General features: G+C 67.9%; 28 protein-coding genes and 1 tRNA gene. 22 read left to right on the top strand and 7 right to left on the bottom strand.

Annotated elements, in window-relative coordinates; all coding sequences use genetic code 11:
* Nucleotides 1-96: 96 nt before the first annotated feature.
* The 14 genes from tolB to ACQY72_RS12805 all read left to right on the top strand — a co-directional run bounded on the left by tolB (nt 97) and on the right by ACQY72_RS12805 (nt 13592).
* Entirely contained in the window at nt 97-1479 is a 1383-nt protein-coding gene (gene tolB, locus ACQY72_RS12740; RefSeq protein ID WP_428153976.1) for a Tol-Pal system beta propeller repeat protein TolB, read from the top strand.
* Nucleotides 1480-1620: 141 nt separating this feature from the next.
* Nucleotides 1621-2184 carry a peptidoglycan-associated lipoprotein Pal gene (gene pal / locus ACQY72_RS12745; protein WP_409716593.1) on the top strand — a complete coding sequence of 188 codons (564 nt, stop codon included), beginning with the start codon at nt 1621-1623 and terminating at the stop codon, nt 2182-2184.
* 126 nt (nt 2185-2310) lie between these two features.
* A complete protein-coding gene (locus ACQY72_RS12750; RefSeq protein ID WP_428153978.1) occupies nt 2311-3453 on the top strand; it encodes a DUF3667 domain-containing protein in 1143 nt (380 codons plus the stop codon).
* Between the two features lie 41 nt (nt 3454-3494).
* A complete protein-coding gene (locus ACQY72_RS12755; RefSeq protein ID WP_428153979.1) occupies nt 3495-4340 on the top strand; it encodes a tol-pal system protein in 846 nt (281 codons plus the stop codon).
* A complete protein-coding gene (gene tilS, locus ACQY72_RS12760; RefSeq protein WP_428153981.1) occupies nt 4331-5575 on the top strand; it encodes a tRNA lysidine(34) synthetase TilS in 1245 nt (414 codons plus the stop codon). The genes ACQY72_RS12755 and tilS overlap by 10 nt, the downstream gene beginning before the upstream one ends.
* A gap of 86 nt (nt 5576-5661) precedes the next feature.
* Nucleotides 5662-7620, top strand: coding sequence for an ATP-dependent zinc metalloprotease FtsH (gene ftsH / locus ACQY72_RS12765; RefSeq protein ID WP_428153982.1), 1959 nt, complete (start codon nt 5662-5664; stop codon nt 7618-7620).
* A gap of 267 nt (nt 7621-7887) precedes the next feature.
* Nucleotides 7888-9102, top strand: coding sequence for an acyltransferase family protein (locus ACQY72_RS12770; RefSeq protein WP_428153983.1), 1215 nt, complete (start codon nt 7888-7890; stop codon nt 9100-9102).
* Nucleotides 9103-9164: 62 nt separating this feature from the next.
* A complete protein-coding gene (locus ACQY72_RS12775) occupies nt 9165-9818 on the top strand; it encodes a hypothetical protein (protein WP_428153984.1) in 654 nt (217 codons plus the stop codon).
* Nucleotides 9819-9821: 3 nt separating this feature from the next.
* Nucleotides 9822-10124: a winged helix-turn-helix domain-containing protein gene (locus ACQY72_RS12780; RefSeq protein ID WP_135194741.1), complete on the top strand. Its 303-nt coding sequence runs from the start codon at nt 9822-9824 to the stop codon at nt 10122-10124.
* Nucleotides 10121-10924 carry a dihydropteroate synthase gene (gene folP, locus ACQY72_RS12785; protein WP_428153985.1) on the top strand — a complete coding sequence of 268 codons (804 nt, stop codon included), beginning with the start codon at nt 10121-10123 and terminating at the stop codon, nt 10922-10924. Before ACQY72_RS12780 ends, folP begins: the two co-directional genes overlap by 4 nt.
* A 65-nt stretch (nt 10925-10989) precedes the next feature.
* Nucleotides 10990-11346: a DMT family protein gene (locus ACQY72_RS12790; protein ID WP_428153987.1), complete on the top strand. Its 357-nt coding sequence runs from the start codon at nt 10990-10992 to the stop codon at nt 11344-11346.
* Between the two features lie 42 nt (nt 11347-11388).
* The gene (locus ACQY72_RS12795; protein ID WP_112861289.1) at nt 11389-11733 is read left to right on the top strand and encodes a DMT family transporter; all 345 of its coding nucleotides are present in this window, start codon (nt 11389-11391) and stop codon (nt 11731-11733) included.
* Nucleotides 11730-12566 carry a bifunctional hydroxymethylpyrimidine kinase/phosphomethylpyrimidine kinase gene (gene thiD, locus ACQY72_RS12800; protein ID WP_428153989.1) on the top strand — a complete coding sequence of 279 codons (837 nt, stop codon included), beginning with the start codon at nt 11730-11732 and terminating at the stop codon, nt 12564-12566. The genes ACQY72_RS12795 and thiD overlap by 4 nt, the downstream gene beginning before the upstream one ends.
* A gap of 453 nt (nt 12567-13019) precedes the next feature.
* Entirely contained in the window at nt 13020-13592 is a 573-nt protein-coding gene (locus ACQY72_RS12805) for a nucleotidyltransferase family protein (protein ID WP_428153990.1), read from the top strand.
* On the opposite strand, the gene ACQY72_RS12810 is transcribed toward ACQY72_RS12805, so the two are convergent.
* Nucleotides 13589-13978: a DUF983 domain-containing protein gene (locus tag ACQY72_RS12810; protein WP_159846369.1), complete on the bottom strand. Its 390-nt coding sequence runs from the start codon at nt 13976-13978 to the stop codon at nt 13589-13591. The genes ACQY72_RS12805 and ACQY72_RS12810 overlap by 4 nt on opposite strands.
* A gap of 146 nt (nt 13979-14124) precedes the next feature.
* On the opposite strand from ACQY72_RS12810, the gene ACQY72_RS12815 reads away from it, so the two are divergent.
* Nucleotides 14125-16968 carry a tetratricopeptide repeat protein gene (locus tag ACQY72_RS12815; protein WP_428153991.1) on the top strand — a complete coding sequence of 948 codons (2844 nt, stop codon included), beginning with the start codon at nt 14125-14127 and terminating at the stop codon, nt 16966-16968.
* Nucleotides 16969-17159: 191 nt separating this feature from the next.
* Here ACQY72_RS12815 and ACQY72_RS12820 read toward each other — a convergent pair whose 3' ends face one another.
* From ACQY72_RS12820 to ACQY72_RS12830, 3 genes are all read right to left on the bottom strand, one after another.
* A complete protein-coding gene (locus tag ACQY72_RS12820; RefSeq protein WP_087120554.1) occupies nt 17160-17438 on the bottom strand; it encodes an HU family DNA-binding protein in 279 nt (92 codons plus the stop codon).
* A 114-nt stretch (nt 17439-17552) separates the two neighbouring features.
* Nucleotides 17553-18536 carry a flagellar type III secretion system pore protein FliP gene (fliP, locus tag ACQY72_RS12825; protein WP_428153992.1) on the bottom strand — a complete coding sequence of 328 codons (984 nt, stop codon included), beginning with the start codon at nt 18534-18536 and terminating at the stop codon, nt 17553-17555.
* The gene (locus tag ACQY72_RS12830; protein WP_428153994.1) at nt 18533-18808 is read right to left on the bottom strand and encodes a FliO/MopB family protein; all 276 of its coding nucleotides are present in this window, start codon (nt 18806-18808) and stop codon (nt 18533-18535) included. The genes fliP and ACQY72_RS12830 overlap by 4 nt, the downstream gene beginning before the upstream one ends.
* 144 nt (nt 18809-18952) lie before the next feature.
* On the opposite strand from ACQY72_RS12830, the gene flgB reads away from it, so the two are divergent.
* From flgB to fliE, 3 genes are read left to right on the top strand one after another with little or no spacing between them, the layout of a single operon-like run.
* Nucleotides 18953-19357 carry a flagellar basal body rod protein FlgB gene (flgB, locus tag ACQY72_RS12835; protein ID WP_135194750.1) on the top strand — a complete coding sequence of 135 codons (405 nt, stop codon included), beginning with the start codon at nt 18953-18955 and terminating at the stop codon, nt 19355-19357.
* 27 nt (nt 19358-19384) lie between these two features.
* Entirely contained in the window at nt 19385-19804 is a 420-nt protein-coding gene (gene flgC, locus ACQY72_RS12840; RefSeq protein WP_197458415.1) for a flagellar basal body rod protein FlgC, read from the top strand.
* Nucleotides 19805-19814: 10 nt separating this feature from the next.
* Entirely contained in the window at nt 19815-20117 is a 303-nt protein-coding gene (gene fliE / locus ACQY72_RS12845; protein WP_428153995.1) for a flagellar hook-basal body complex protein FliE, read from the top strand.
* Nucleotides 20118-20134: 17 nt separating this feature from the next.
* On the opposite strand, the gene ACQY72_RS12850 is transcribed toward fliE, so the two are convergent.
* From ACQY72_RS12850 to ACQY72_RS12860, 3 genes are all read right to left on the bottom strand, one after another.
* A complete protein-coding gene (locus ACQY72_RS12850) occupies nt 20135-20671 on the bottom strand; it encodes a polysaccharide biosynthesis/export family protein (RefSeq protein WP_428153996.1) in 537 nt (178 codons plus the stop codon).
* A gap of 57 nt (nt 20672-20728) precedes the next feature.
* Nucleotides 20729-22060: an FAD/NAD(P)-binding protein gene (locus ACQY72_RS12855; protein WP_428153997.1), complete on the bottom strand. Its 1332-nt coding sequence runs from the start codon at nt 22058-22060 to the stop codon at nt 20729-20731.
* Between the two features lie 99 nt (nt 22061-22159).
* On the bottom strand, nt 22160-23014 hold the full coding sequence (locus tag ACQY72_RS12860; protein ID WP_428153998.1) for a WecB/TagA/CpsF family glycosyltransferase: 855 nt from the start codon (nt 23012-23014) through the stop codon (nt 22160-22162).
* 224 nt (nt 23015-23238) lie between these two features.
* Between ACQY72_RS12860 and ACQY72_RS12865 the strand changes: the two genes are divergently transcribed.
* From ACQY72_RS12865 to ACQY72_RS12880, 4 genes are all read left to right on the top strand, one after another.
* A tRNA-Leu gene (locus ACQY72_RS12865) sits at nt 23239-23325 on the top strand.
* A 180-nt stretch (nt 23326-23505) separates the two neighbouring features.
* Nucleotides 23506-24120 carry a ribonuclease D gene (locus tag ACQY72_RS12870; protein WP_428153999.1) on the top strand — a complete coding sequence of 205 codons (615 nt, stop codon included), beginning with the start codon at nt 23506-23508 and terminating at the stop codon, nt 24118-24120.
* A 7-nt stretch (nt 24121-24127) separates the two neighbouring features.
* Nucleotides 24128-24787: an LPS export ABC transporter periplasmic protein LptC gene (gene lptC / locus ACQY72_RS12875; protein ID WP_346494171.1), complete on the top strand. Its 660-nt coding sequence runs from the start codon at nt 24128-24130 to the stop codon at nt 24785-24787.
* Nucleotides 24788-24789: 2 nt separating this feature from the next.
* Nucleotides 24790-25278: an LptA/OstA family protein gene (locus tag ACQY72_RS12880; protein WP_428154001.1), complete on the top strand. Its 489-nt coding sequence runs from the start codon at nt 24790-24792 to the stop codon at nt 25276-25278.
* Nucleotides 25279-25297 lie beyond the last annotated feature (19 nt).

The following is a 25297-nucleotide window of genomic DNA, read 5'->3' on the forward strand; positions in this document are numbered from 1 at the left end:
CCGAAAATAAGCCCCAATCGCCGTGAAGCGTGGCGAAACCGATACGACCTGCCGATAAGGGTCGAACGTGTCTCTGGACTACCGAGGGAAACAAGCATGCGACTGAACCTTCTTATGGCCTCCGCCGCCGTCATCGTGACGGCCGGCGCCCTGGTGCAAAGCTCCGTCCAGGCGCAGGCGGCGATGCCTGCCGCCTCGGGCCAGACCCAGGATGTCGTGGTCGATCAGGGCGTATTGCGGCCGTTGCAGATCGCGGTCGTGCCGTTTGAGGGGACGCACGGGTCGGATATTTCCAGCGTGGTCAGCGCCAATCTGCGGCGGTCGGGTTTCTTCGAGCCGCTCAACCCGTCCAGCTTCATCGAGACGGGGCTGACGCTGGCCAATGCGCCGAACTTTCCGCAGTGGACCCAGATCGGGGCGCAGGCGGTGCTGTACGGCGGGGTGACGACGCGCGGCGACGGGCGGCTGGACGTGGGCTTCCGCCTGTATGATCCGTATCGGCAGTGTCAGCTGGTCAGCTATCAGTTTACGGCGACGCAGGAACAGTGGCGCCGGATCGCGCACAAGATTTCGGACGTCATCTATCAGCGGATGACGGGCGAGAGCGGCTTCTTCGATTCGCGCGTGATCTTCGTGTCCGAAGAGGGCACGCAGTTGAACCGGATCAACCGCCTGACCATCGCCGACCAGGACGGGTTCAACCCGACCTATCTGACGCAGGGCGACGAGGTGATCATGTCGCCGCGCTTCTCGCTGTCGCAGCCGGACGAGATCACCTATGTGGCGCTGGGCAAGGATTACAGCCGCATCTATCTGTACAATCTGACGACAGGCCGGCGCGAGAGCCTGGGCGAGTTCGACGGTCAGGTGCTGGCGCCGCGCTTCTCCAACGACGGCAACAAGATCGCCTTCTCGATCATCCGGGGCGGCAATACCGACGTCTATGTGATGGATTTGCGGAGCCGCCAGATCACGCGTCTGACCAACGATCCGGGCATCGACACCTCGCCCTCGTTCAGCCCGGACGGCAGCCAGATCGTCTTCACCTCGGACCGTTCGGGGTCGGCGCGCCTGTATGTCATGCGTTCTGACGGATCGGGCCAGCGGCCGATCTCGCGCGGGGGCGGCCTGTATACGGCGCCGTCGTGGAGCCCGACCGGCAATCTGATCGCCTTCACCAAACAGGGCGGGGGCCAGTTCTCGACCGGGGTGATGAACGCGGACGGATCGGGCGAGCGCATCCTGTCGTCCAGCTATTTCGAGGAAGGCCCGAACTGGGCGCCCAACGGCCGTTACGTCATGTTCGCGCGTCAGACGCGCGGCGGCGACACGCGTCTGTGGACCGTGGACCTGTCGGGCCGGGTGGTGTCGCAGGCCGGCTATAACGGGCGCGGAACCGACCCCGCCTGGTCGCCGCTGCTGGACCGCCCGCCGACCAATCTGGGCATGAACCAGGGCGCGGACGCCTGTCCGTCGTAAACACTGCGCCGATCACATCGGAGCCTTAAAGCTGAACTGTGCGTTATCGCCTCTGGCGCCGAAAAATCGCCCAAGGCAGACAGTAACGCCAAGCTTGAGGGCTGCGGCCTCGCATAAGAAACACCGTCAGGAGACGACCTCATGAAGACTTCCCGCATTCTCAAGCTGGCGATGGTGGGCTGCGCCGTCGCCGCCATGGCCGCCTGCACCCGTAAGCCGCCCGTCGAGACCGGCGTGCCCGGTCCCAACGACGGCACGACGCAGCCGACGGGCCCCGCCTATCCGACCGCCCCGACCGGCCCTGTGACCGGCGGCGAGATGGGTTCGGCCGCGCCCGGCACCGAACAGGACTTCGTCGTCAACGTCGGCGACCGCATCTATTTCGACCTGGACTCCTATGAGGTCCGTCCCGAGGCCATGCCGCGCCTGGACGCCCAGGCCCAGTGGCTGCAACGCTATCCGCAGGTCACGATCCGCATCGAAGGCAACGCCGACGAACGCGGCACGCGCGAATACAACCTGGCCCTGGGCGCCCGCCGCGCCGAATCGGTGCGGACCTATCTGATCAACCGCGGCATTCCGGCGGGCCGGATCGACACCATCAGCTTCGGCAAGGAGCGGCCGATCGCCGAAGGGTCGAGCGAGGATTCGTTCGCCCGCAACCGCAACGCCCACACCGCCATCGTGTCGGGCGCGCCGCGCTAAACAGCGGCTGAGAAGACAGAGCGAAGGGGCGTCGGCTGAAAGGGCGGCGCCTCTTTTCGTTTCGGCGCTTGTCCTGACGCCGGGCGGGCGGCAAGAACGTCGCCACAGGGATCGGGGGATCAAGACATGGACATCGAAGGGGCAGGCGGCGCCGTCACGGGCGGCCTGATCGCGGGCGCGATCGAGAAGCCGACGGGCAAGGCGGGCGAGGCCCACGTCCACGGCGTCTGTTCGGACTGCGGGGCGCCGACCAGCGGCAACTTCTGCGCCAATTGCGGCCAGCCGACCCACGTCCACCGCACCCTGCTGCATCTGGGCGAAGAGCTGCTGCACGGAGTCATGCATTTCGACGCCCGCATCTGGCGCACCCTGCCGCTGCTGTGGCTGAACCCCGGGCGGCTGACGCGCGAATGGGTCGAGGGCAAGCGGTCGCGCTATGTCTCGCCGCTGGCGATCTTCCTGTTCACCCTGTTCGTGATGTTCTTCGCGCTCAGCTTCATGCCGCACCCGGAATCCAGGACCGGCGAGGGGGCGGACATGAGCGAGCGGATCGCCGCCCAGCGTCAAAACCTGACGGAGGCCGAAACGGCCCTGGCCCAGGTGCGTGCGGACAGCGGCGCCCGGCCGGATTCAGCGACGCAGATGGCGCTGAGCGCGGGTCAGAAACTGGTCCAGGATCGGCGTGCGGCGCTGACGCGGCTGGAGGCGGAACAGCGTGACGGCCGCGCCGATGGGCTGAAGCCCGGAAGCTGGCAGGCCAGCATCAAGGACATGGCGACCGGCGATAGCGGTGAGACCAAGTTGAGGGTCATGGGCCAAGACGCCGAAAAGGGCGGTCACGGCGTCGGCGCTACGGTGCTGAAGAAGCTGCAGAACCCGGACCTGGCGCTCTACAAGTTGCAGCAGACGATGTACAAGTTCGCCTTCCTGCTGGTGCCGCTGTCGATCCCGTTCGTGGCCCTGCTGTTCCTGTGGAAGCGCGGGTTCACCCTGTACGATCACGGGGTCTATGTCCTGTATTCGCTGACCTTCATGGCCATGCTGCTGATGCTGATGGTGTTGTCGGCGACGCTGGCGGGGTGGCTGGGTCAGATCGTCATCACCCTGGGGGTGCTGGCGGTGCCGGTGCATATGTTCGCCCAGATGAAGAGCGCCTATTCGCTGTCCTGGTTCTCGGCCCTGTGGCGGACGACGGCGCTGCTGATGTTCTGCAACATCGTTGTGGGCCTGTTCGTCACGGCCATCGTCTATCTGGGCCTGGGGCACTAGCTCGGCCTTGCGGCGGCCCCAAATCGGTGAAAGCTAGAAGTATGACCAAGCTCTCGATCTCTCGTGTTCACCTTCTCGCCGCCGCCGCCCTCGGGGTAGTCCTGATCGGCGGCGGCGCCGTCGCGCAACAGGCCCAGCCCAACATCATGGAGCGGACCGAGTGGGACAATCGCCGCCTGGACCAGCTGGACCGCAATGTGCGCCGGCTGGAACGTGCTTTGACCCAGAGAAACGCCGCCGGTCAGCCTGTGCTGGTCGAGCCGGACCCCGAGGTGGTGACCCTGCAGGGGCAGTTCGCCCTGATGGATCGGCGGCTGGGCGACCTGGAGGCCACGGTGCGCCGGATCAACGGCGACAACGAGCGGCTGACGTTCCAGCTGGACGAGGCCACGCGCGACAACCAGGCCCTGACCGCACGGCTGACCGAGAGCGAGGCGCGTCTTCAGAAGCTGGAAGCGGCGGCCGAACTTAATGCGCCGATCGAAGCGACCTCGCCGACCGGCGATGCGACGCGGGATCTGGCGGCGGCTGTGGCCCTGTTGTCCAGCGATCGGCCACGCGGCGAGCGGGCGCTGGAGACGGTGATCGCGGCCTGGCCCGACACGCCGCAGTCGCGCGAGGCGAACTCGCGTCTGGGTGACCTGAGGGTCGCGGCCAACGACAAGGCGGGGGCGGTGCCCTATTACGCCGCCGCGCTGAAGGACTGGCCGCGTATCGGCTGGGCGGCGGACACGACGCTGAAACTGGCCGACGCCCTGTTCGCGACGCAGAGGAAGCCGCAGGGCTGTGCGGCCCTGGGTGAGTTCACGCGCCGCTATGCGCCCGCCGCCTCGGACCCGCAGAAGGCGCGGGCGGCGCAGTTGAAGACCACGGGCGGGTGCGCCTGACGCCCGACAATGATCTGAGGGCGCGGGCGTTCGCGCGGCTGGATGCACGATTGACGCGGGATACGGGGCGGCCGGTGGCGCTGGCCCTGTCGGGCGGCGGGGATTCCATCGCCCTGTTGCGGCTGGCGACCGACTGGGCGCGCGCGCGCGGGCGGTCGGTGCTGGCCCTGACCGTGGATCATCGACTGAACCCCGACAGCGGCGGCTGGACTGCGTTCGCTGGAGAGGCCGCGCGGACTGCGGGGGCGGACTGGCGCGGGCTGAGCTGGGACGGGGACAAGCCGAAGACCGGGCTGACGTCGGCGGCGCGGGCGGCGCGGCATGGACTGATCGCCGAGGCGGCGCGCGAGGCGGGTGCGCGGGTCGTGCTGTTCGCCCACACCGCCGACGACATCGCCGAGGCCGATCTGATGCGGGCGGAGGGCTCGACACTGGGGCGGGTGCGCGAATGGTCGCCGTCGCCGGCCTGGCCACAGGGGCGGGGGTTGATGCTGTTGAGGCCCCTGCTGGGCGAGCGGCGCGGGGTGTTGCGGGACTGGCTGGCCGGGCAGGGGGCGGACTGGATCGAGGATCCCGCCAACGCCGATCCGAGGTTCGGGCGCAGCCGGGCGCGGCAGGTGCTGGCGGGGGAAATCCCAGAAGTGCCCGATGTGCTGCGGGTCGGCGAGGGCGGACGTCCGGCGATGGACGGCGAGGCTATGGCAAGGGCAGACCGCGACATCGGGGCGCGGGCGCTGGCGGCGGCCCTAGTCTGCCTCGGCGGCGGGGCGACGCCGCCGCGGGGGGGGCGGTTGCAGGGGCTGACGGCGCGGCTGAAGGCGGGCGAGGATTTCGCTGCGACCCTGTGCGGCGCCCGGATCGAGGCGGCTGGCGACGCGGTGCAGGTCATGCGCGAGGCGGGCGAGCTGGGAAGGCGGGGGACGGCGCCGCTGGTGTTGAGGCCCGGCGTCGAGGCGGTGTGGGACGGGCGGTTCGCCTTTCGCGCCGAACACCCCGGCTGGTCGGTCGTGGCGGCGCGGGGACGGCTGGCGAGCCTGTCGGACGCCGACAGGGCCTGGATCAATCGCCTGCCGGCGGCGACGCGCGGGGCCTGGCCTGTGTTGATCAGGGACGGGGCTCTGGCGCCGGTTCTTGCAGGCGAAGGGGTCGAACGGCGCGCGCTTGTCGCGGAACGGCTCAGGCTGGCGCTGGACGAAACGACGCACGAAGACGACCTGATTTCCGCCACCCGATAGCGTAACGCTGATTAAGCTCCTATTTTCCCAGACAGACACATCCAGACCGTCGACCCATCCGGGTTCGCGGACGACCGAGGACCTCAATGAACCTGCGTAATCTGGCGATCACCGGCGTGATCATCCTGGCGCTTCTGGCGGGCTATGCGGCCCTGTCCCAGGGCGGCGCCATGAACGGCGTGGCGGGCCAGCCTGCCGGCGGCAAACCCGAAGTGATGAGCTATTCCACATTGGTGCAGCGGGTGAACGCCGGCGACGTGAAGCAGGTCACCATCCGCCTGGACAAGGTGACCGGCGAACTGAAGAGCGGCGAACGCTTCACCTCCACGACAGTCTATCCCAACGAGCAACTGGTGGCCCAGATGCTGGCGGCCAACGTCGAGATCGACGCCAAGTCGGGCGGCCAGTCGATCTGGATGAGCCTGCTGTTGGGCATCCTGCCGATCGCGCTGCTGATCGGGGTGTGGATCTTCTTCATGCGCCAGATGCAGGGCGGGGCGAAGGGCGCCATGGGCTTCGGCAAGTCCAAGGCCAAGCTGCTGACCGAGCACAAGGGTCGCAAGACCTTTGACGACGTCGCCGGCGTGGACGAAGCCAAGGACGAACTGCAGGAGGTCGTCGACTTCCTGAAGGATCCGGGCAAGTTCCAGCGCCTGGGCGGCAAGATCCCCAAGGGCGCGCTTCTGGTGGGCCCTCCCGGCACCGGCAAGACGCTGTTGGCCCGTGCGGTCGCAGGCGAGGCGGGCGTGCCCTTCTTCTCGATCTCGGGCTCGGACTTCGTCGAGATGTTCGTGGGCGTCGGCGCCAGCCGCGTGCGCGACATGTTCGAACAGGCCAAGAAGAACGCGCCCTGCATCATCTTCATCGATGAGATCGACGCCGTGGGTCGCCATCGCGGCGCCGGCCTGGGCGGCGGCAACGACGAGCGCGAACAGACGCTGAACCAACTTCTGGTCGAGATGGACGGCTTCGAGGCGTCAGAGAACATCATCCTGATCGCCGCCACCAACCGTCCCGACGTGCTGGACCCGGCCCTGCTGCGTCCCGGTCGTTTCGACCGCCAAGTGGTGGTGCCGAACCCCGACGTCTCGGGTCGCGAACGCATCCTGCGCGTCCACATGAAGGACGTGCCTCTGGCCGCCGACGTGAACACCAAGACCATCGCGCGCGGCACGCCCGGCTTCTCGGGCGCCGACCTGGCCAACCTGGTCAACGAGGCGGCGCTGACGGCGGCCCGCAAGGACCGTCGCATGGTCACCCAGCGCGACTTCGAAGACGCCAAGGACAAGGTGCTGATGGGCGCCGAGCGTCGCTCCATGGCGATGAACGAGGAAGAACGCCGCCTGACCGCCTATCACGAGGCCGGTCACGCCATCGTCGCCATGAACGTCAAGATGGCCGACCCGGTGCACAAGGCGACCATCGTCCCGCGCGGCCGCGCCCTGGGCATGGTGATGCAGTTGCCGGAAGGCGACCGCTATTCGATGAAATACCAGCAGATGATCGACCGGATCGCCATCATGGCCGGCGGCCGCGTCGCCGAGGAACTGATCTTCGGCAAGGAGAACATCACCTCGGGCGCCTCGTCGGACATCGAACAGGCGACCAAGCTGGCGCGGGCCATGGTCACGCGCTGGGGCTTCTCCGAAAAGCTGGGCACTGTGGCCTACGGCGAGAACCAGGAAGAGGTCTTCCTGGGTCACTCGGTCGCGCGCAGCCAGAACGTTTCGGAAGAGACGGCCCGCACCATCGACGAAGAGGTTCGTCGCCTGGTGTCCGCCGGTTGGGACGACGCGCGTCACATCCTGACCACCAAGGCCGAGGACCACGAGAAGCTGTCCCAGGCCCTGCTGGAATACGAGACGATGTCGGGCGAGGAGATCAAGGACCTGCTGGAGAAGGGCGTCGCGCCGAACCGCGACGAGAACAACTTCCCCAACGCCGGACCTTCGGTCTCTGTGCCGGTGACGCCGGTGTCGGACGGCACTGACATCGAGGTTCCGGTCGCTGCGCCCGCCGCGACCAGCGTGCCGACGGTTCACTGAACCGAGGTTCAGGTCTGAAGATGGACCCGCCGGGAGAGCGATCTCCCGGCGGGTTTTTCGTTGGGGCGATGCCCTCTCTAAGCCGTCATCCTCGGGCTCGACCCGAGGATCGGGTGCGGATCGGGCTCTGCGGCGCCTTTGACGAAATGCGGCGTACGACCCGGCCGTCGGGTCGAGCCCAAGGGTGACGGCGTAGGCATGACGAACAAGTTTGCAAAACAGACCAGTCTATGAGATATGGCGGCTTCCATAGTGGGAGGGGTCGCCATGTCGTTATCCGAAACTGTCCAATCCGAGCGCCTGCACGGGCTCGATGCGCTGAGGGGCGCGGCGCTGCTGCTGGGGGTGGTGCTGCATGGCGCCCTTTCGTTCTTTCCGACGCAGATCTGGATCGTCGCGGACGACCAGAGGTCGGCCTGGGCCAGCGGCCTGTTCTTCGCCATCCACCTGTTTCGGATGACGACCTTCTTCGTGATCGCGGGCCTGTTCGCGCACATGATGGTGGGGCGGATGGGCGTCTGGGGCTTCGTCAGGAACCGGATGATCCGCATCGCCGGGCCGCTGAGCGTCTTCTGGGGTGTGGCCCTGGCCGCCATTATCGCCGTGGTGATCTGGAACGCGTCGCTGAACGGTCTGACGGCCGCCGATGCGCCGCCGCCGCCCAAATATGACTGGACCAACATGCCGCTGACCCACCTGTGGTTCCTGTGGATGCTGCTGATCCTCTATGCCGGGATGCTGATCCTGCGCGCGCCGTTCAAGGCGCTGGATCGCAACGGGGCGTGGGGCCGGTCGGTGGATCGGGCGACAGGCGGCCTGATCGGGCCTTTGGGACCGTTCGTTCTGGGCGCGCCCCTGGCCGTGGCGCTGTGGCTGCATCCGAAGTGGCTCGCCTTCTTCGGCGTGCCGACGCCGGATGCGGGGCTGGTTCCCAATCCGGCGGCCCTGGTCGCGTTCGGCCTGGCGTTCGGGCTCGGCGCCCTGCTGGATCGTCGGCGTGATTTGCTGGATCGGATCAAGCGCCTGTGGGTGGTCTATCTGGGGCTGGCGGTCGCCGCCGGGGTCGCGGCCCTGATGCTGGCGGGCGGGCCGAACCCGGTGTTGACGCCGATGACCGATCCGGCGACCAAGGCCCTGACGGCGGCGGCGTTCGGCGTGGCGACCTATGCCTCGGCCCTTGCGGCCATGGGGATGGCCCTGCGGTTCTGCTCGGGTCACAGCGCGGCGCGCCGCTATGTCGCCGACGCCTCCTACTGGGTTTATATCGTCCACCTGCCGCTGGTGATGGTCGGGCAGGTTCTGGTGCAGGACTGGAACCTGCCGTGGGCGGTCAAGCTGGTGGTCGTGGTCGGGGGCGCGATGGCCGTGTCCTTCGCCAGCTATGAACTGCTGATCCGCCACAGTTTCATGGGGCGGTGGCTGAACGGGCGGCGCGTGCCGTGGCGCAGGACGCCGACGCCCGCCCTGATCCCCGCCGAATAGCTTGCCAACCCTGACGGCGGCGTTCATCCGAGAACGTGCGCCGGTCGCACAGGAATCACCCGATGTCCGACAAGTCTCGCAGCACGCCCGAAGCCGACCTGGCCTTCCTGAAGGCCATCGTCCAGGGCGGAAACAATCCCAAGGCGACCCTGACGCTGGGCGTGGCCTATCTGGCAGGCGGCCTGCTGTATGGGCTGCAGTGCCTGTTCCACGTCGGCCAGATGTGGGGCGTCGTGCGCTGGCCCGACCTGGCCAACCTGGCCTTCATCGTCGCGATCACCGTAGTCTTCTTCATCGTGCTGATGTGGGCCGTGCGCGAGGACCGCAAGGCGGGCACGGCAGGGCCGATCGTGACGCGGACGCTGAATGCGGCCTTCAGCGGCGCGGGCATGGCCAATCTGGCCATCGTCATCGTCTTCGGCTTCGGCGCGCGGCGGGACGGGGACTTCGCCATCTGGCTCTATTATCCCGCCATGATCTTCGCCCTGCAGTCGGCGGCCTGGTTCGTGGCCTGGAACCTGAAGAAGAAGCCCTGGATGCTGGCGGCGTCGATCGGCGGCTGGGTCACGGCGGTGGCGCTGGGTCTGCTGGTGCGGCATGGCGAAATCTACCTCTATGTCTGCACCGCCGCCCTGTTCCTGCTCTTCGCCGGGCCGGGCTGGATCATGACGCGCGCCGCCTTGCAGACGCGCGCCGTCGATGCGGACGCCGGCTGATCCATGGGGCTGAACGATCTCGGCAAGATCGACGAGGTCATCCACGGCCGCATGCGGCTGGGGATCATGGTCTATCTGGCCGACGCCGAGGCCGCCGACTTCACCGAGCTGAAGACGGTGCTGGAGGCGACGCAGGGCAATCTGTCCGTCCATATCAAGAAGTTGGAGGAGGCGGGCTATGTCGCCGTGGCCAAGAGCTTCGTGAACAACAAGCCCCTGACCCGCGTGTCGATCACCCCCGCCGGCCGCAAGGCCTTCGCCGCCTATCTGGAGGCGTTGGGCGGACTGATCGGGAGGACGCCATGACGGTTCAGGTGATGGGCATCGTGAACGTTACGCCCGACAGCTTCTCGGACGGGGGGCGGTGGGCCTCGACGGACGCGGCTGTGGATCGGGCGATGCGGCTGGTCGCCGAGGGGGCGGACGTGCTGGACATCGGCGGCGAGAGCACGCGGCCGGGGGCGGAGCCTGTGGGCGAGGCCGAGGAGATCGACCGGGTCGCGCCGGTGATCGCCGGCATCCGCGCGCGCTGGGACGGGGCGATCAGCGTCGATACGATGAAGCCGGCCGTGGCGCGCGCCGCCGTCGCGGCCGGGGCGACGATGTGGAACGACGTGACGGCCTTGGGTCATGCGCTGGATAGTCTGACCGTCGCGGCCGAGCTGGGGTGCGACCTGGTGCTGATGCACATGAAGGGCGAGCCGCGGACGATGCAGGCGGACCCGCGATACGACGACGTGGTGGCGGAGGTGCGGGACTATTTGCGCGGGCGGGCCGAGGCGGCGATGGTGGCGGGGGTGGCGCGCGAGCGGATCTGGCTGGATCCGGGCATCGGGTTCGGCAAGACCCTGGCGCACAATATGGCGCTGACGGCGGGGCTGGGGGCGCTGGTCGATCTGGGCTTTCCGGTGCTGTACGCGGCCAGCCGCAAGCGCACGATCCAGGCCATAGATCCCACGGCGGTCGAGGCGACCGACCGGCTGGGCGGGTCGCTGGCGCTGGCGCTGGAAGGCGTGCGGCGCGGGGCGCGGATGGTGCGGGTCCATGACGTGCGCGAGACGGTTCAGGCGCTGAAGGTTCAGGCGGCGGTGATGGCGGCGGGTTGAACCCCCGCGACGGACGGTCGCAGCCGGTGTAGAGGCGACGACAGCAACAACCTCGGTCTGCCGCCATGAACCTCGGTTCCTATATCGCCCCCATCGTCATGCTGGCCCTGTCGAACGTCTTCATGACCTTCGCCTGGTACGGGCATCTGAAGTTCGAGCACAAGCCGCTGTGGCTGTTGGTGATGGCCAGCTGGGGCATCGCCTTCTTCGAATACTGGCTGGCGGTGCCGGCCAACCGGATCGGCATCCAAGTCTATTCGCCGGCCGAGCTGAAGACGATGCAGGAGGTGATCACCCTGCTGGTCTTCGCCGGCTTCTCGGTGCTGTATCTGGGCGAGAAGCTGACGGTGAACCATCTGGTCGGGTTCGCCTTCATCGGCCTGGGCGCCTTCTTCATCTTCAAGGGACCGCTGGGCGGTTGATCGCGGCTTGCTCATGACGGCGGCCTGTTCCATCTGGTCGTCATGTCCTGGGTGATGTCGATCAATCCGTGGGCGACGCTGGTCGTCGCCGGTCTGCTGGAGGTCCTGTGGGCCTCGGGTCTCAAGAACGTGGGCGTCAGCCGGCCGTGGACCTCGCTGGGGGTGCTGGTCGCGCTGGCGGGCAGCATGATCCTGTTGTGGGTCGCCACGCAGAAGCTGCCGATCGGCACGGCCTATGCGGTCTGGACCGGCATCGGGGCGGTGGGCGCGGCCGTGGTGGGCGTCCTGGTCTATGGCGAGCCGGCGACGGCGGTGCGGGCGGTGTGCATCCTGCTGATCGTGGCGGGCATCGTGGGGCTGAAACTGTTTTCGGGAGCGGCGGCATGAGTGCTCAAGCAGACGCCCGCCGCGCGGGCGGCGGTAGCGCCAGAAACATGGGACGCGTCTTGATCCTGGCCGGGTCGGACAGCGGCGGCGGCGCGGGTATCCAGGCCGACATCAAGGCCGTGACCATGATGGGCGGGTTCGCCGCCACCGCCATCACGGCGATCACGGTGCAGAACACGCTGGGGGTCCACGGGGTCTATCCGTTGCCGCTGGATCTGATCGCGGCCCAGGCGCGGGCGGTGCTGGAGGATATCGGGACCGACGCCTTCAAGACCGGCATGCTGGGCTCGGTCGAGGTGGTCGAGACGGTCGCCGCCCTGCTGGATGAGGCGGATGCGCCGGCTGTGGTCGATCCCGTCATGGTGGCCAAGGGCGGCCACCCCCTGTTGCCCGATGCGGCGGTCGAGGCGGTAAAGCGCCTGATGGTCCCGCGCGCGGCCCTGCTGACGCCCAATGCGCCCGAGGCCGAGGCCCTGACCGGGTTTTCCGTCCACGATCTGGACGGCCAGAGGCGGGCGGGCGAGGCCCTGCTGGCCATGGGGGCGCGGGCGGTGCTGATGAAGGGCGGCCATGTGTCGGGGCCGACGGTGATCGACCTGCTGATGACCGGCGACGGCGAGACGGTGCTGGAGGCCGAACGGATCGACACCCGCCACACCCACGGCACCGGCTGCACCCTGGCGAGTGCGTGTGCGGCCGGACTGGCGCTGGGCCGGCCGCTGGAGGTCGCGGTCGCCGAGGCCTGGGCCTATGTCGGCGAGGCGATCCGCCGCGCGCCGGGCCTGGGCGGCGGACACGGGCCGCTGGACCACGGCTGGCCGGTGCGGGGGTAGGGGCGAGGTTGTGCGGCACCAGCTAACTGGCAACGCCGGTTTATATCATGTGGCTAGAGAACTATCCCGCCGAGGCTGGCATGTGATGCCGACTGTTCGCAACGCGAGGGGAGCCGATCTCTATGCCGCGAGCGAGGACGAAACACGGCTTTTGCCGGTTCAGTCAAAGGCTCTGTCCAAGCGGGCGCCGGTGCCGTTAGGCTGCTCTCTCGAAACGCTGCGATCTCACTGGTGGGTTATCACCATAAACGCCAATACGGCTTCGCCGACCTGTTACGTCCTGACCAGAGACGAAGTGAAGGCCTTTGCCCACAGGGGCATCAATGATGCCGGGAAGGTCTCGTATTGGTTGCAACCGAAGTCTTACGCGTTGCCGATATACGAAGAAGCGTGGGATCGACTTGGAAGCCCAGAGTCGGAAAATCCAGTCGTCCAGCCAGGTATGTCGTGAGCATGATGCTGGAATCTCGCCTAACCGACCTCGTGCGCGCCGACGCCGGGCTGATGCATGTGCTGACGACGGTGCGGGCGCTGGGCCTGCCGGATTGGCGGCTGGTGTCGGGGGCGGTCTATCAGGCGGTGTGGAACGCGCGGACGGGTCGGCCGGCGGGGTATGGGGTCAAGGATTACGACCTGGCCTATTTCGATGGGGCGGACCTGTCCTACGCGGCCGAGGACGTCGTCATCAAACGCGTCGCCGCCGCCTTCGACGCGCCGTTCCGCAGCCAGGTCGAGGTGCGCAACCAGGCGCGGGTGCATCTGTGGTTCCAGGATCGGTTCGGCGAACCCTATGAGGCGCTGGGGGCGACGGACGAAGCCCTGGGGCGGTTCGTGGCGCCGACGTTCGCGGTCGGGGTGCGGCTGGAAGCCGACGATGCGATCAGCGTCGCCGCGCCCTTCGGGCTGGAGGATGTGTTCGCGATGACCATCCGGCCCAATCCGAACCGGCCGCTGGCCAGGGGATGGGCGAGGACCGTCGAGAATGCGCGGGCGCGCTGGCCCGAACTGACGGTGATCGAACCCTAGAAGGGGCCGTGCTTGCCGTTCGAGGAGAACTCGGGCGGGGCGGCCTTGTGGATGTATTGTTCGGCGACCAGCCAGGCCTTGAAGGGGCGCAGGCAGCCCAGGCACATGGCGATCAGGATCGGCAGGGTGACGACCAGATGGACCCAGATCGGCGGGTGGACGGTGAAGTCGAACACCATCAGCAGGATCATGCCGATGATCCCCACCGCCGACATGACGAAGAAGGCCGGGCCGTCCGCCGGATCGGCGAAGGCGTAGCTGAGGCCGCATTCGGGGCAGTCGGTCTGAAGCGTCAGATAACCCTTGAACAGCGGACCCTTGCCGCAACGGGGGCAACGACAGGCCAAGCCGGTCTTGAGGGTGCTGAGGCGAGGATAGTCGGTCATGGGACCACTGTATGCGCCCCGAAGGCGGTCCTGTCGCGTGGACCGGTTGTCCTAGCGGGCGACGAAAGAAAGGGGCGCATCCGTAGAACTACGGTCAACGTCGGTTAACCGCGATTAAAGGCCTTGTGGGGCATGGGTCGGGAGATATGTCCGGGGCCTCGCCGACCAAGCGCATGCTGAAGACGACTGTGGCCGCCGCCACGGCGGGCGCCGTCGTGTTCGCGCCCATGGCGCCGCTGGCCCAGGAGGTCGGCCGGTCGCGCGATCCGCTGTCGATCAGCGTCGGCCAGAACGACACCTTCACCCGCGTCGAATTCGGCGGCGTCATCGGGGTGCGCTCGCGCGTCAGCCGCGAGGGCGACAAGGTGGTGGTGCGGATGGGCACGACCGCCGCGCCCGACGTGTCGCGCCTGAGGGTCGATCCGCCCGCCGGGGTGAAGTCGGTCGAGACGCGGATGGCGCGGGCGGGCGGCACGGACCTGATCCTGACGCTGGAGGAGGGGGCGGACGCCCGTTCCGGCGTTGCGGACGGGGCGGTGTGGCTGAACCTCTATGCGCCCGACAAGGCCCCGGAAGGCGGCGACGCGGCCGCGCCGCAGACGACCAAGGCCGTCGTGCCGGTGCGGGCCGAATCCAGCGAACAGAAGACCGTCCTGACCTTCGACTGGGGCGCGCCCGTGGGGGCCGCCGTCTTCCGCCGGGGCGACGCGGTCTGGATCGTGTTCGACACGGCCGCGCGGATGGACATGACCGGGGCCAAGGCTCTGGGACCGGTCAAGGATGCGCACTGGGCGGCGGGGCCGGGCTATACCGCCATGCGGATCGCGGCGCCGGACGGCCTGGGCGTCTCGGCCCAGGGCCAGGGCGGAACCTGGACCGTGACCCTCGGCGGGGTCCAGTCGGCGGTCGAGGGCGTCGAAGTGGATCGTTCCGACGACGGCGCGCCGGTGCTGGTGGCGCAGATGGCCGGGGCGACCAAGGCGATCTGGCTGACCGATCCGTTGGTCGGGGATCGATTCGCGGCGGTGACGGCGCTGGCGCCCGGCAAGGGGTATGCTGGGGGGCGCCGCACGGTCGATCTGACCTTGATCCCGACGGCCCAGGGCCTGGCGGTCGAGACCGGGGCCGACGACCTGAAGATCGAGGCGGCGGGCGATCTGGTGACGCTGAGCCGGCCCAACGGGCTGGCGCTGTCGTCGCCGACGGCGGGGCTGGAGACCGGCGATCATGCGGCTGATGCGCCCAAGCGGGCGGCCCATCCTGCCCTGATCGACGAGACCTGGGCGACGACGGGCGAGGCGGGGTTTTCGGATCGCTATCGCCGGCTGCAGGACGCGGCGGGGCTGGAGACGATCGCGGCGAGCGACAATCCCCGTGCGCCGATCGAGGCGCGGATGGCGCTGGCGCGGTTCCTGGTCGGGTCGGGCCTGAACTATGAGGCCATCGGGGTTTTGAACGCCCTGATCGCCAAGGCGCCCAATCTGCAGGGCGAGCCGGAGGTGCGGGGGCTGCGCGGCGTGGCGCGCGTCGGCATCGGACGGCTGGAAGAGGCCCAGGTCGATTTCTCGGGCGCCGCCCTGATCAACGACCCGGCGACCAAGGTCTGGCTGGGCTATATCGCTTCGGAGATGGGCGACTGGGAGGGGGCGCGTCGCAACTTCGCCGCCGGGGCCTCGGTCATCGACAGCTTCCCCAAGGAATGGCGCGCGCGGTTCGGCGCGGCCCACGCAATGGCGGCCATCCAGTTGAACGACCTGCCCGCCGCCCAGCAGTTGCTGGCCTATGTGTTCAGCCAGGATGCGCCGGCCGTCGATCAATTGACGGCGCGACTGGTGCAGGCGCGGATGTTCGACCTGAACGGCGACAAGGACCGGGCGCTGGCGGTGTACAAGGCCGTGGCGCGCGCGCCGCTGGACGGGATCGCCACGCCGGCGAAACTGGGCGCCATCAGTCTGGAGCTGGACAAGGGCGCGATCACGCCGGATCAGGCGACGGCGCAGCTGGAACAGCTGAAATGGCGCTGGCGCGGGGATGCGACCGAGATGGCGGTCGTGCGCAAGCTGTCGGGCATCTATCTGCAACAGGGACGATACCGCGAGGCGCTGGACGCCCTGCGCGGGGCGGGCAAGCGGATGGCGGGCGTGCCGGGCGCGGCCGAGGTGCAGGCCGATCAGTCCAACGCCTTCCGCGCCCTGTTCCTGGAAGGGGCGGCGGACGGATTGCAGCCGGTGCAGGCGCTGGCCCTGTTCTATGATTTCCGCGAGCTGACGCCCATCGGGGCCGACGGGGACGAGATGGTGCGCCGCCTGTCGCGCCGCCTGATCGACGTCGACCTGCTGGATCAGGCCGCCGAACTGCTGAAACACCAGGTGGACGAGCGGCTGGACGGGGTGGCCAAGGCCCAGGTCGCCACCAACCTGGCCACCGTTTATCTGATGGATCGCCAGCCGGAGAAGGCGTTGCAGGCCATCTGGGGCTCGCGCACCACCCTGTTGCCCAATGCAATGAACAGCGAGCGCCGGGCGCTGGAGGCCCGCGCCCTGATGGACCTGGGCCGGTTCGACCATGCGCTGGAGGTGCTGGACCGCGACCAGTCGAACCCGGCGCGCGAGGTGCGGGCCGACATCTTCTGGAAGCAGCAGAAATGGGCCGATGCGGCGCCGGTCTATGAGGCGCGGCTGGGCGAGCGGTACAAGACGGCGGGGGCGCTGACGCCGGCCGAGGAAAGCTGGCTGATCCGGGCGGGCGTCGGCTATTCGCTGAGCGGCGACCGGGCGGCCCTGCAAAGGCTGAACGCGCGCTATGCGCCCTTCGTCGCCGGGGCGCGATCCGCCGCGGCGCTTCGCGTGGCCCTGGACGACAATCTGTCGGGCGTGGCGGGGGCCGGCGACTTCGCCAACCTGTCCAGCCAGGCGGACACCTTCGTCGGCTGGGTCAACAGCGCCAAACAGGCGTTCAGAAAAGAAGCCGAGGCGAAAGCCGCCGCCTGAAAATTGAAACGGGCGGAGATCGCGTCGCGACCCCCGCCCGTCCTGCATCCAATGATCCTCCCCCGTTCTTTACGGGGGAGGGGGACCACGAAGTGGTGGAGGGGGCGGACCCAAGCACCGGTGGTGCGGTCGCCCCCTCCACCGCCTGACGGCGGTCCCCCTCCCCCGCGATGCGGGGAAGGATCTAAGGCTTAGCCGTTGACGGCGTCCTTCAGGGGCTTGGAGACGCGGAAGCGCACGGCCTTGGAGGCGGCGATCTTGATGGTCGCGCCGGTGGCCGGGTTGCGGCCTTCGCGCTCGGCGCGGGCGGCGGTGTCGAAGACGCCCAGGTTCGAGATGCGGATGTCGCCGCCCGACTTCAGGGTCGAGTGGATGTTTTCGACGATGGCGGTCAGCACCTTGCCGGCGTCGGCCTGCGAGACACCGGCGTCTTTGGCGACGGCGGCGATCAGTTCGGCTTGAGTGGTCATAAGAAGCGTTTCCAGTGTTAGTCGCCCGATTCAGGGCGAGGACCGAGGGATCAACACGGATTTTGATTAGCTTTGCAAGCGCCTATGACGCGGAAAGCCATATGGGGCGGGGGATTATCCGGTACCGGACGCACGCTGGAAGCTCTCGACCAGGCTCCCGGCGACCAGTCGCCAGCCGTCCACCAGCACGAAGAAGATCAACTTGAACGGTAGGGAGACCACCACCGGAGGCAGCATCATCATACCCATGGACATCAGCACGCTGGCCACCACCAGATCGATCACAAGGAACGGAACGAAAAGGAGAAATCCGATTTCGAACGCCTTCTTCAGCTCGCTGATCATGAAGGCCGGGGTGACCACGCGCAGGGGCAGGTCCTGGACGTTCTGGGGCGGCTCGATCTTGCTGAGGCGGGTGAACAGGGCGAGGTCCCCGCGGTCCACCTGGGCCAGCATGAAGGTTTTCACAGGTTCCGACGCCTGATCGAAGGCCTGGGGCAGTTCGATCTGCTGATCCATCAGCGGGCGGATGCCCGAATCATAGGCGTCCTGCCAGGTCGGAGCCATGACGATGGCGGAAAGGAACAGGGCCAGGGACACCAGAACCGCGTTCGGCGGCGACTGCTGAAGGCCGAGCGCCGTGCGCAGCAGCGACAGGACCACGATGATCCGCACGAAGCTGGTGGTCATGATGACGATGGACGGGGCCAGCGACAGCACGGTCATCAGACCGACCAGCTGGACCACCCGCTGGGTCAGGCCGGCGCCGGTGCCCAGGTCGATGTTGAGCGCCGAACCGCTCTGGGCCGCCTGTTGCGCCAGGGCCGCGACGGGCCAGGCCAGGCAGACCAGAGTGGTGAACAGCGACAGCAGGGCCGCGCGTTTCAGCTCGGCGCCGGTGGGGGTGTTGAAGATGCTCTCCCTCCCCCGGCGGGGGAGGGTGGCCGAGCGGAGCGAGGTCGGGTGGGGGCGGCAGGGCGACGCCCCGCTGACCTGTCCTGCATCCAGCAGTGCGGCCTTGCCAGGCCGCCCCCACCCCGTCGCTGCGCGACGACCCTCCCCGGAGCGGGGAGGGAGAGGGTTTTTGCGGCCGCTCATTTGTCGGACCCCTGTTGGCGCGGTTCGATCAGTTCGCGGCCTTCGCCCAGCAGGATCAGCCGTTCCTCGTCATCGACGCGGACCAGGACCAGGCGGCGGGCGGGATCCAGGACCAGGGTCTCGACCACCTGAAGCCGGCGGGCCCCGCGTTCGGCGCTGAGTTTGGCCAGCAGCTGGGGCGCATAGCGGCGCGCGGCCCAGGCCACGATCCCGATCAGGCCGAGGGTGAAGGCCAGGCCGAAGACCGCCCGGACGAGATCGAGGAAATTCATGACGCTTTGAGGCCCCGCGCAGTCGGCGCTTAGGCGGCGAATGTTAACCACCACGGTTAACGAGGCGTTGAGATAAGAGGTTATTAACCATGCAGGCGGCATTTTCTGCCCATTGCGCGCATCCGCGTCGCACGGGAGATCGCCATGGGCGTCGCCGACATACCGCTGCTGGGGCAGATCAAGGGCAGGCTGGGCTGGCTGGACGAGCGTCAGCGCGTGATCGCCGAGAACGTCGCCAATGCCGATACGCCCGGCTTCGTCGGCCGTGACCTGAAGCAGCCGACCGACTTCGCCGCCGCCATGCGGTCGGGCGGGGGGCTGCAGATGGTGCGCACCAACGCCGCCCACATCGCGCCCGCCGGTTCGCCGGTGAGGTTCGATCCGACCAAGTCGCCCGATTCGGAAACCACGCTGGACGGTAACTCGGTCGTGGTCGAAGAGCAGATGCTGAAGATGGCCGAGAGCCGCATGGCCTATGACGCCGCCATCGGCTTCTACCAGAAATCCATGTCCATGATCCGCATGGCCGCCAAGCGGCCCGGCGGCTGAGCCCGTTGGCTGAAGAAGGACTGACACATGCCTGATCCCATCGCGCCCTCGAACAGCACCATGGCCGTGGCGGCCTCGGCCCTGAAGGCGCAGCAGTCGCGGATGCGCGTGATCGCCGAGAACATCGCCAACGCCCAGTCCACGGCCCGCACCCCGGGCGGCGAGCCCTATCGCCGCCAGATCCCCGTCTTCCAGGCGCGCGAAGTCGATGGGGCGACGGGGGTGACTTTAGCCGAGGTCCGGCCCGACCAGGGCGACTTCAAGATGGACTACGACCCGTCGCACCCGGCCGCGAACGCCCAGGGCTATGTGATGCGGCCGAACGTGGACACCCTGGTCGAGGCCATGGACATGCGCGAGGCGCAGCGCGCCTATGAGGCCAATCTGAACGTCATCGAGACGGCGCGGTCGATGGACAGCCGCACCCTCGACATCATCAAACGCTGAGGTCTAGGCCATGAACCCGATGATGGCCGCCAAGGCCTATGCCGCCGTCCAGGGCGGCGCCATGCCGACAGCGGCGCAAGTGCCCGGCGCCGGCGACGGCGGCTTCGCCGACCTGGTCAAGAACGCCATGACCGACATGACCCAGCAGTCGCGCGCGGCCGAGACCCAGATGACGAAATCGGTCCAGGGGCAGGGCAATCTGATCGACGTGGTGACCGCGCTCAGCTCGGCCGAGGCGTCGTTGGAGACGGTGATCTCGGTGCGCGATCAGGTGATTTCCGCCTATAAGGAAATCATGGCGATGCCGATCTGAGGCTTTAGGCGTCGGGTTCAGAAATACCGCTCGCCGATCCGCAGGGTGTCGCCCGGCGAGACACGCGTGTCGGCGGTCAGGGGTTGAGGCTCTTCGGTCTGCGAGCCTGCGCGGCGCACGAAGATGCGGCGGGTGTTGGCGCGGTAGGTGAAGCCTTGGGCCGTCGCCACGGCGTTCAGCACCGTCAGGTCCGGGACATAGGGGTATTCGCCCGGCCGATTGACCTCGCCCAGGATGTAGATCGGACGGTAGGTCAGGACCTGAGCCGTGACGCGGGGTTGGTTCAGATAGCCCTGGCGCAGGGCCTGAGTGACGGCGTCCTGAAGCTGGGCGACCGTCAGGCCGGCGGCCTGCACTTCGCCGATCAGGGGCAGGGCGACCTTGCCCTCGGCGTTGACGACGAAGTCGCCGCTCAGAGCCTCCTCGCCGAAGACGTCGATGCGCACCTTGTCGGCGGAGGCCAGGCGATAATCCGAGACCGTTTGGGGCGCGAAGCCGGCCAGGGCGAACGCCAGGGCCAGGCCGATCATGCCGGTGCGCAGTCCTCGCCGCATGCCGGCGCTCCCTCCAATTACCTAGGTGTGGAGGATAAACGCGTCGGTTGTTTGGGTCTAGGGTTGGTTCGCCAGTATGCGCTGGGCCAGATCGCGGGCCTGTCCGCGCAGGTCTGGCACGGCGGTCATTTCCCAGAAGGCGCCGCGCGTCAGGGGGCCGATGGCGTGCAGGCCCTGCGCCGGGGCGCCCGCGCCGTCCAGCAGGCCGCCGTCGTCATCGACCTGCAAGCCCAGACCAAGGGGGTCGGGGCGGCCGTAACCCTTGTCCAGAATGTCGCGGATCATCGGTTCGGTGCTTTTGGAGATCACGCCCAGCGGCCCGGTGCAGTTCACCACTAGGTCGAACCGCTCCTTGATGGCGCGTTTCTTCCCGCGTGGACGCCAGGAGACCTCGATCACATCGGTGTTTTTCAGCTCGGTCAGCTTGCCCGCCAGGATGGTCAGCTCGCCGCCTGCCAGCATGGAGTGGATGTCGCGCGCCGGGCCGGGCGACAGGCGGTGGCGATGCACGTCCCACAGGGGGCGAAGGTGCCGCAGGAAGCGGCTGCGCTCCACTTGCGACCAGTTGCGCCAGATGTCGCGGGCCGAATGGCGCAACGTATCGAAGACGGCGCGCCAGTCGGCCTGCGCCGTGGCGGCGCGGACCTGTTTCAGGATCTGGGCGGGGCTGCCGGCAAAGGTCCCGGCATAGGCGCCGGGCGGAACGGTGGCATGGGCGCGGGGCAGGAGGCCGTGACGCGACAGGGCGGTCAGCCGTCGTCCCGGTCGGCGCAGCGTCAGGGCCGCATCCACCATCGTCAGGCCCGAACCGATCAGCAGGACGTTGCGCGCGTCGCCGGCCGACTGGGGGTCGAACCGCCAGGGGTTCTCGACATAGGCGGCAGAGTTCCGAACATCGGCCTCGACGCCGGGGGGCGAGGCGGGTTCCAGATTGCCCAGGGCCAGCACGACCTGATCGGCCGTGACTTCGCCGTCGCTGGCAGCGATACGCCAGCCGTCGTCCTGGCGATCGATGGAGCGGGCCTCGCCGCCGATGAGGTTCAGCCGGTCGGGTGCGTCGTCCAGCGCCTCGTCCAGCAGGTATTGAAGATATTCGCCATAGACGCCGCGGGTGATGAAGCCGTCCTGGGCGCGCCATGACGGCTGTTCCGCCAGCCAGTCGGCGAGATGCCCCGGTTGGTCGGGAAAGGCGCTCATATTGTCCAGGCGGACGTTCAGCAGATGGCCGGGATTGCCGGTGTCATAGGCGGTGCCGGGGCCGAAGACGCCGCGCCGTTCGATCAGGGTGACCCGCACATGGGGCGAGGCTTTCAGCAGATTGACGGCGGTCAGCAGGCCGCTGAAACCCGCGCCCACGATCGCGACATGCGGTCCATTCTGCTGTGGCATTCGCGCCCCCGTTCCGGTTCCCGTCCGTGTCGATAGCACACGGCGGGCGGGGTCCGATCATGGCGATAAATATCTATCTGGCCAGTAGGAATAAAGTGATCAGGCGGGGGGAGACTGGCGGCGTCGGGCGTCGCGGATGTCGCGCAGGGCCAGGGGCAGCAGGGTCCAGGGCTCGACGCAGTAGCGGACGAACAGCCGTTTGGGGTCGTGAACTAGGCGATAGGCCCATTCGATTCCGGCCCGACCCATCCAGCGCGGGGCGGCGCTCTGGACGCCCGCCTCATAGTCGAAGGCGGCGCCGACCGACAGGATGACGCAATCGGGCAGGCGGTCGAAATTGTCGTCGATCCAAAGCTCCTGGCGCGGCATGCCCATGCCGACGAACAGGATGTTCGGCTGGAAGGCGGTGATCTGGGCCAGGACCGCCGCGTTCTCGGGCGAATCGGGGCGGGCGTCGAAGAAGCCGTGATGTATGGCGATGTCGGCGCCGGGATAGCGGGCCTTCAGCCTGCGGGCCGCCTCGTCGCCGACGCCGGGCGCGCCGCCGATGGACATGACGCGCCAGCCGTTGCGGTTCGCCACGCTCCAGAAATGGTCGCGCCAGTCCAGATAGGTGCAGCGGTGAAAGCCCCGACTGTGCAGGCCCAGCGCGCGCGAGAACCACAGCAGGGGGGTGGAATCGACCTCGATCAGATCGGCCCGGTCGTAGAAGTCAGCCAGTTCGGGGCGTTTCTGGATCAGATACAGGCTGTGCAGATTATGGTTGGCGATCAGGCTTTTCGCGCCCTGAAGCACCGCCTGCTGCACATGGTGCAGCACCTCCTCCGGCTTCACCAGATCGACCGGCTGGCCCAGCATCTGCACCCGCTCGCCAGCACGACGTTGCTGGCGGAACGGCGCGCGCGGCTTGGCGCGGCGTTCGGGCGTGTGGGGGCTGAGGGAGGGGTCCGCCATGGGGCGCTTCTAGGCGGTCCGCTCTCAAGACGGGGTTAGAAAACAGGCTTAGCGGACGTTAAGTCGCCGCCGAACGCGGGTCCGAAAGGCCGTGCGGCAAGGCTTGAAGCGCCGCTTGCGGAATAAAACGACACGCGGCGAAAAACCTCTGTTGACCCCGTCGTTTCGCTGCCTTAGAGGTCCGCGCCTTCCCGATGGAAACGCCGCAAGGCGCTGCCGACGGGGCCCAGATGGCGGAATTGGTAGACGCGCTGGCTTCAGGTGCCAGTGGCTTAACGGCCGTGGAGGTTCGAGTCCTCTTCTGGGCACCATATTATTGAAAGCGTCGCACCGAACAGTGCGGCGCTTTCTTTGTTTTGGCCTACCGCGTCGCGCGCGGCGCTCTGTTGCTTGCGGCCGTTTCGTGAATGTGGGCCGCGCGTTCTGGCCTGTGGCCGTTGCGATGCGGTAGGGCGTTCCGTCTCCCGCGTTCGCCGTGTAAGAGCTTGAGCATGACTGTTTACCTGCACGAGGGCGACCTGCCCGACGACCTGGACCTGGGGTCCGAGGTCGCCATCGATTCCGAGACGATGGGCCTGCGCTTCCGACGTGATCCACTGTGCGTGGTGCAGCTGTCGTCCGGCGACGGGAACGCCCATGTCGTGCGGTTGAAGCGGCCGGACTACGACTGTCCGAACCTCAAGCGGGTGCTGACCGATCCGGCGGTGACCAAGATCTTCCATTTCGGCCGGTTCGACATCGGCATGTTCCTGCTGCACCTCGGCGTCGAGACGCGGCCGGTCTATTGCACCAAGATCGCCTCCAAACTGGCGCGGACCTATACCGACCGGCACGGGCTGAAGGACGTGGTGCGCGAGACGGTGGGCGTGGACCTGTCCAAGGCCCAGCAGTCGTCGGATTGGGGGGCGGAGACGCTGACCCAGGCCCAGCTGGATTATGCGGCGTCGGACGTCCTGTATCTGCACGCGGCCAAGGCCAAGCTGGACATGATGCTGGCGCGCGAGGGACGCGCCGAGCTGGCCGCCCAATGTTTCGACTTCCTGCCGACGCGGTCGGCGCTCGACCTCGCCGGCTGGGACGAGATCGACATCTTCGCCCACAGCTGAGGCGCGCTTGACCGAACCCGGCGAACAGTCCCGCATCGAGGCCGACGAGGCCAGGGTCGCCCTGGCCGGCGCCCGCTGGCGTGCGCGCTCGCGGCGGGTCAAGCTGCTGCGTCGGGTGCTGCCGATCATCATCCTGGTGCTGGCGGGCGGCGCCCTGACCTGGACCGTGTTCCGCACCGTGATGTCGGGGGTGGAGCGCAAGGCCAGCCAGAGCCAGGAAGTCCGCCTGGACAGCCCCCTGTTCCACGGCCAGGACGCCCAGGGCCGCGCCTTCACCGTCGGCGCCCAAGGGGCGGTGCGCGATCCGGCCACCGGCCATTTCCGCCTGATCGGCCCGGCGCTGAAGCTGAACCTGGGCGGGCGCAAGGTGACCGAGCTGACCGCCGACGGCGGCACATACAACGAGCAGGCCAAGACGGTGACCATCGGTCCGAACGTGCGGATCTCGGACGGCGGCACCGGCTTCGTCCTGACCACGCCCGAGGCGGTGGTCGACACCTCGACCGGAAACGTCACCGGTTCAAAGGGCGTTCAGGGTTCCGGCCCTATTGGAACCATCAACGCATCGTCCTATGCGATCTATGATCAGGGACAGCGCGTCGTGTTCGACGGCGCGGGCGACAACAAGGTGATGGGCGTGCTGACGCCCAAGGGGTCTGGCGGATGATCATGACGAAGATTTCAAAGGCTCTGGCGACGGTCGCGGCCGTGACGGTCGTGGCTCTGCCGGCCGTCGGCGACGCGCAATCACAAACGGGCGCCCAGCCCGTGGCCTATGGCGCGGACTCGGTCGAATATGGCCCCAACCGCATCATCCTGAGAGGCCGGGCCGAGGCGACGCAGGGCGGCAACCGTTTTCGCGCCGACACCCTGACCCTGGTCAGCGGCGCGGGCGGCGATCTGGAACGTGCGGAAGCCGCCGGAACCGTCTATTTCGTGACCCCGGATCAGTTGATGCGCGGCGATCGCGCCGTCTATAATCTGGGCAATGGCGAGATCGTGGTGACGGGCAATGTGGTCCTGACCCAGGGCAAGAACGTCCTGACCGGCTCGCGTCTGGTCTACAACATCAACACCGAGGCCGCCCGCATGGACGGCGCGCCGCGCGGCGCGGCCGGAAGCCGCGTGCAGGGCGTCTTCTACCCCAACGCAAACTGAGGCCGTCGGCCGTCTGGAC

Source organism: Brevundimonas sp. (assembly GCF_965279155.1).
Taxonomy (GTDB): Bacteria; Pseudomonadota; Alphaproteobacteria; order Caulobacterales; family Caulobacteraceae; genus Brevundimonas.